This window comes from Paraburkholderia sp. (genome assembly GCF_026225065.1).
Classification (GTDB): Bacteria; Pseudomonadota; Gammaproteobacteria; order Burkholderiales; family Burkholderiaceae; genus Paraburkholderia.
Window position 1 is genome coordinate 1 of sequence record NZ_JAMFSB010000026.1, and the last position, 3,605, is coordinate 3,605.

Annotated in this window: 6 protein-coding genes; 5 read left to right on the top strand and 1 reads right to left on the bottom strand. The window is 59.6% G+C overall.

The window, feature by feature from the left end:
* From M0954_RS01825 to M0954_RS01835, 3 genes are all read left to right on the top strand, one after another.
* The coding region (locus M0954_RS01825) for a putative PEP-binding protein (protein ID WP_367279484.1) at positions 1 to 592 on the top strand (592 nt) is incomplete at its 5' end.
* 184 nt (positions 593 to 776) lie between these two features.
* Positions 777 to 1,229 carry an NfeD family protein gene (locus M0954_RS01830; RefSeq protein WP_122155101.1) on the top strand — a complete coding sequence of 151 codons (453 nt, stop codon included), beginning with the start codon at positions 777 to 779 and terminating at the stop codon, positions 1,227 to 1,229.
* A gap of 39 nt (positions 1,230 to 1,268) precedes the next feature.
* Entirely contained in the window at positions 1,269 to 2,201 is a 933-nt protein-coding gene (locus M0954_RS01835; protein WP_122155100.1) for an SPFH domain-containing protein, read from the top strand.
* 26 nt (positions 2,202 to 2,227) lie between these two features.
* On the opposite strand, the gene smpB is transcribed toward M0954_RS01835, so the two are convergent.
* Positions 2,228 to 2,674, bottom strand: a complete 447-nt coding sequence (gene smpB, locus M0954_RS01840; protein ID WP_090694127.1) for an SsrA-binding protein SmpB — start codon at positions 2,672 to 2,674, stop codon at positions 2,228 to 2,230.
* Positions 2,675 to 2,774: 100 nt separating this feature from the next.
* Between smpB and M0954_RS01845 the strand changes: the two genes are divergently transcribed.
* Both M0954_RS01845 and M0954_RS01850 read left to right on the top strand, forming a co-directional pair.
* Positions 2,775 to 3,212: a type II toxin-antitoxin system RatA family toxin gene (locus M0954_RS01845; protein ID WP_122155099.1), complete on the top strand. Its 438-nt coding sequence runs from the start codon at positions 2,775 to 2,777 to the stop codon at positions 3,210 to 3,212.
* A complete protein-coding gene (locus M0954_RS01850; RefSeq protein WP_297351312.1) occupies positions 3,209 to 3,541 on the top strand; it encodes an RnfH family protein in 333 nt (110 codons plus the stop codon). Before M0954_RS01845 ends, M0954_RS01850 begins: the two co-directional genes overlap by 4 nt.
* Positions 3,542 to 3,605: the final 64 nt, after the last annotated feature.

Sequence of the window (3,605 nt, forward strand, 5' to 3'; positions counted from 1 at the left end):
GGAAGAAAATCCGATGCTGGGTTTCCGCGGCGCCTCGCGTTACATCGCCGATGACTTCGCTGAAGCCTTCCAGATGGAATGTATCGCGCTGAAGAAAGTGCGCGAAGAGATGGGCCTCGACAACGTCGAGATCATGGTGCCCTTCGTGCGCACGCTGAAGCAGGCGGAGCGCGTGATCGGACTGCTCGAGAAGTTCGGCCTGAGGCGTGGCGAGAAGGGCCTGCGCCTGATCATGATGTGCGAAGTGCCGTCGAACGCGATCCTTGCCGAAGAATTCCTGCAGTTCTTCGACGGTTTCTCGATCGGTTCGAACGACCTGACGCAGTTGACGCTCGGCCTCGACCGCGATTCGGGTATGGAGTTGCTGGCAGCTGACTTCGACGAACGCGACCCGGCGGTCAAGTTCATGCTCAAGCGCGCGATTGAAACCTGCCTGCGGCTGAACAAGTACGTCGGTATCTGCGGCCAGGGCCCGTCGGATCATCCGGACTTCGCACAGTGGCTGACCGACGAAGGCATTGAGTCGATCTCGCTGAACCCGGACACGATCATCGAGACCTGGCAGGCGCTGGCAAAGTCGTCGGCGAAATGAAGCAGCAAAATAAGCAGCGCGCATAGCCGTTCGTTGCGGTTCGTCAAAGCGGATCGCACCGCCCGGTAAAGTGCACCAGCTTCGTGCTATAAACACCTCGGTAGATCCGGGGTGTTTTGCTTTGTCGGCCGGAGTAAGTGCTTTAGCACTTACTCCGGCCCCGTGCAGCGCAGTGGAGGTCGATGTGGCGCCAGGTGGATTGTTCTGGTGGGTCGGGGCGGGCGTGCTTATCGTGCTGGAACTGATGAGCGGGACCTTCTATCTGTTGATGATCGCGCTGGGTTTCCTGGCCGGCGGTCTCGCGCGCATGTCGGGCGCCAATCCCGACGTGCAGTTTGCGGTGGCGGCGCTCGTCGCATTGGCCGCGGTGCTGCTGTTGCGGCGCTCGCGTTTTGGCCGCCGAGCGACGCGCAAGGCGGCTGCAAGCAATCCCGACGTCAATCTGGATATCGGCCAGACGCTCGCCGTGACCGCATGGCGTGACCGGCGCGCGCGCGTGAACTATCGCGGGGCTGCTTGGGACGTCGAACTCGCACCAGGTGAGCCGGAGGACGCGCGCGTCTACGAGATCAGCGCACTCGACGGCAGCCGCCTGATCGTCGTGGCGGGCAAGCATTCGCACCCGGCACCATCATAACAACTCAAAACCGGAGTTAAACCACAGATGGGAACAAGTATGGATTCGACTATCGTCGCGGTAGTGCTGCTCGTTATCGTGTTCATGATCGCGGCCAAGACCATCAAGATCGTGCCTCAGCAACACGCGTGGGTGCTTGAGCGGCTTGGCCGCTATCACGCCACGCTCACGCCGGGTCTAAGCATCGTGGTGCCGTTTGTGGACCGCATCGCGTATAAACACATACTCAAGGAAATTCCGCTCGAAGTGCCGAGCCAGGTCTGCATCACGCGCGACAACACCCAGTTGCAAGTCGATGGCGTGCTGTACTTCCAGGTCACCGATCCGATGAAGGCATCCTATGGTTCGAGCAACTTTGTGTTCGCAATTACGCAGTTGTCGCAAACCACGCTGCGCTCGGTGATCGGCAAGCTCGAACTCGACAAGACTTTCGAGGAACGTGACTTCATCAATCACAGCATCGTTTCGTCGCTCGACGAAGCGGCATCGAACTGGGGCGTGAAGGTACTGCGCTATGAAATCAAGGATCTGACGCCGCCGAAGGAAATTCTTCACGCGATGCAGGCGCAGATTACCGCCGAGCGCGAAAAGCGGGCGCTAATTGCGGCTTCCGAGGGGCGCAAGCAGGAGCAGATCAATATCGCCTCGGGTGGGCGTGAGGCTTCGATCCAGAAGTCCGAGGGCGAGCGCCAGGCGGCAATCAATCAGGCGCAGGGTCAGGCTGCGGCGATTCTGGCGGTGGCCGAGGCCAATTCGCAGGCGATCCAGAAGATCGCTGCGGCGATCCAGTCCACTGGGGGCATGGAAGCGGTGAACCTGAAGGTGGCAGAGCAGTACGTGAACGCGTTCGCGAATCTGGCGAAGCAGGGCACGACGCTGATCGTGCCCGGTGATCTGTCGAATATGAGTTCGATGATCGCCTCGGCGCTGACCATCGTGAGCAAGGGGAAGGGGACGACCGAGTTGCGGTAGAAGCGCGCTTGCGGCCGCGCGCGAGTTCAGGTCGGGTTGCGCATCAAGCGGGCTTTTTCCCGTTCCCAGTCGCGTTTCTTCTCGGTTTCGCGCTTGTCATGCTGCTTTTTGCCCTTCGCGAGACCGATTTCGCATTTGACCCGGCCGCCCTTGTAATGAAAATTTAGCGGCACGAGCGTATAACCACGTTGCTCGACCTTGCCGATCAGCTTGCTGATCTCCTCGCTGTGCAAAAGCAGCTTACGGGTGCGCACCGGGTCGGGCGTGATGTGGGTCGACGCTTCGGGCAGCGGGCTGATGTGCGTGCCGATCAGGAACAACTCGTTGTTCTTGATCACAACATAGCCTTCCTTGATCTGGCCGCGACCGGCGCGCAAGGCCTTGACCTCCCATCCTTCGAGCACGAGCCCTGCTTCGTAGCGTTCTTCGACCGAATAGTCGTAGAAGGCTTTTCTGTTGTCTATGATGCTCATTAATGGAAAGTGCCCAACTCGTTTAAAATCACAATTTTAGCAAAGCGGGGCAAGGAAAGCCCGCGGCGCTTGTCCACCCTCGCCACGTGCTGTCCAATTTATGGCAGATGTCCAGAAAACCGTGTTGATACGCCATTCGGCGGAACAGATGTTCGACCTCGTCACTGATGTCAACGATTACCCGAACTTCCTGCCCTGGTGCGGCGGGGTCGAGATCCGTCGTCAGGACGAGAATGGCATGGAGGCGAAGATCGACATCAACTTCAAGGGCATCCGGCAGCACTTCGCTACGCGTAACCGCATGAAGCGACCCGAGCGTATCGACATGGAGTTCGCCGACGGCCCGTTTCGCAAGTTCACCGGCTACTGGCTTTTTACGGCGCTACGTGAGGATGCCTGCAAGATCGAATTCGCGCTGCACTACGAATTCACCAACATCTTCCTCGAAAAGATCATTGGTCCGGTGTTCAGCCATATTGCCAACACCTTCGTCGAATCGTTCGTGAAGCGCGCCGATCAGCGCTACGGTAAGGCATGAGCGCGCTGCTGTCGATAGAAGTCTGCTACGCGTTGCCCGACGGGCAGACGCTGATTCCGGTCGAGCTGCCCGAAGGCGCGACCGTGCAGCAGGCGCTCGACGCCAGCGGCATCTTGCAGCGCTATCCGCAGATCGATCTGGCGCAGCAGAAGGTGGGTGTGTTCGGTAAGTTGAAGCCGCTCGATACGGTGCTTGTCGATCATGATCGCGTGGAAATCTACCGGCCGCTGATCGTCGATCCGAAAGCGGCGCGCCAGCGGCGTGTAGAAAAGACCCGCAAGGAAGGCTCGATCGAAGGTCGCAAGTGGCAGCACCGGGATTCGCGGTAGGGCGGCAGGCGCGCGCGAATCACCGCAAATGCGTCAAGGCTGCGGGCCTGCGCTAACCACCGTA

Bases quoted from the DNA above. Each gene is read 5' to 3' on its own strand.
- M0954_RS01835 (WP_122155100.1), top strand. From the start codon at position 1,269: ATGGATTCGACTATCGTCGCGGTAGTGCTGCTCGTTATCGTGTTCATG.
- M0954_RS01845 (WP_122155099.1), top strand. From the start codon at position 2,775: ATGGCAGATGTCCAGAAAACCGTGTTGATACGCCATTCGGCGGAACAG.
- M0954_RS01850 (WP_297351312.1), top strand. From the start codon at position 3,209: ATGAGCGCGCTGCTGTCGATAGAAGTCTGCTACGCGTTGCCCGACGGG.
- smpB (WP_090694127.1), bottom strand. From the start codon at position 2,674: ATGAGCATCATAGACAACAGAAAAGCCTTCTACGACTATTCGGTCGAA.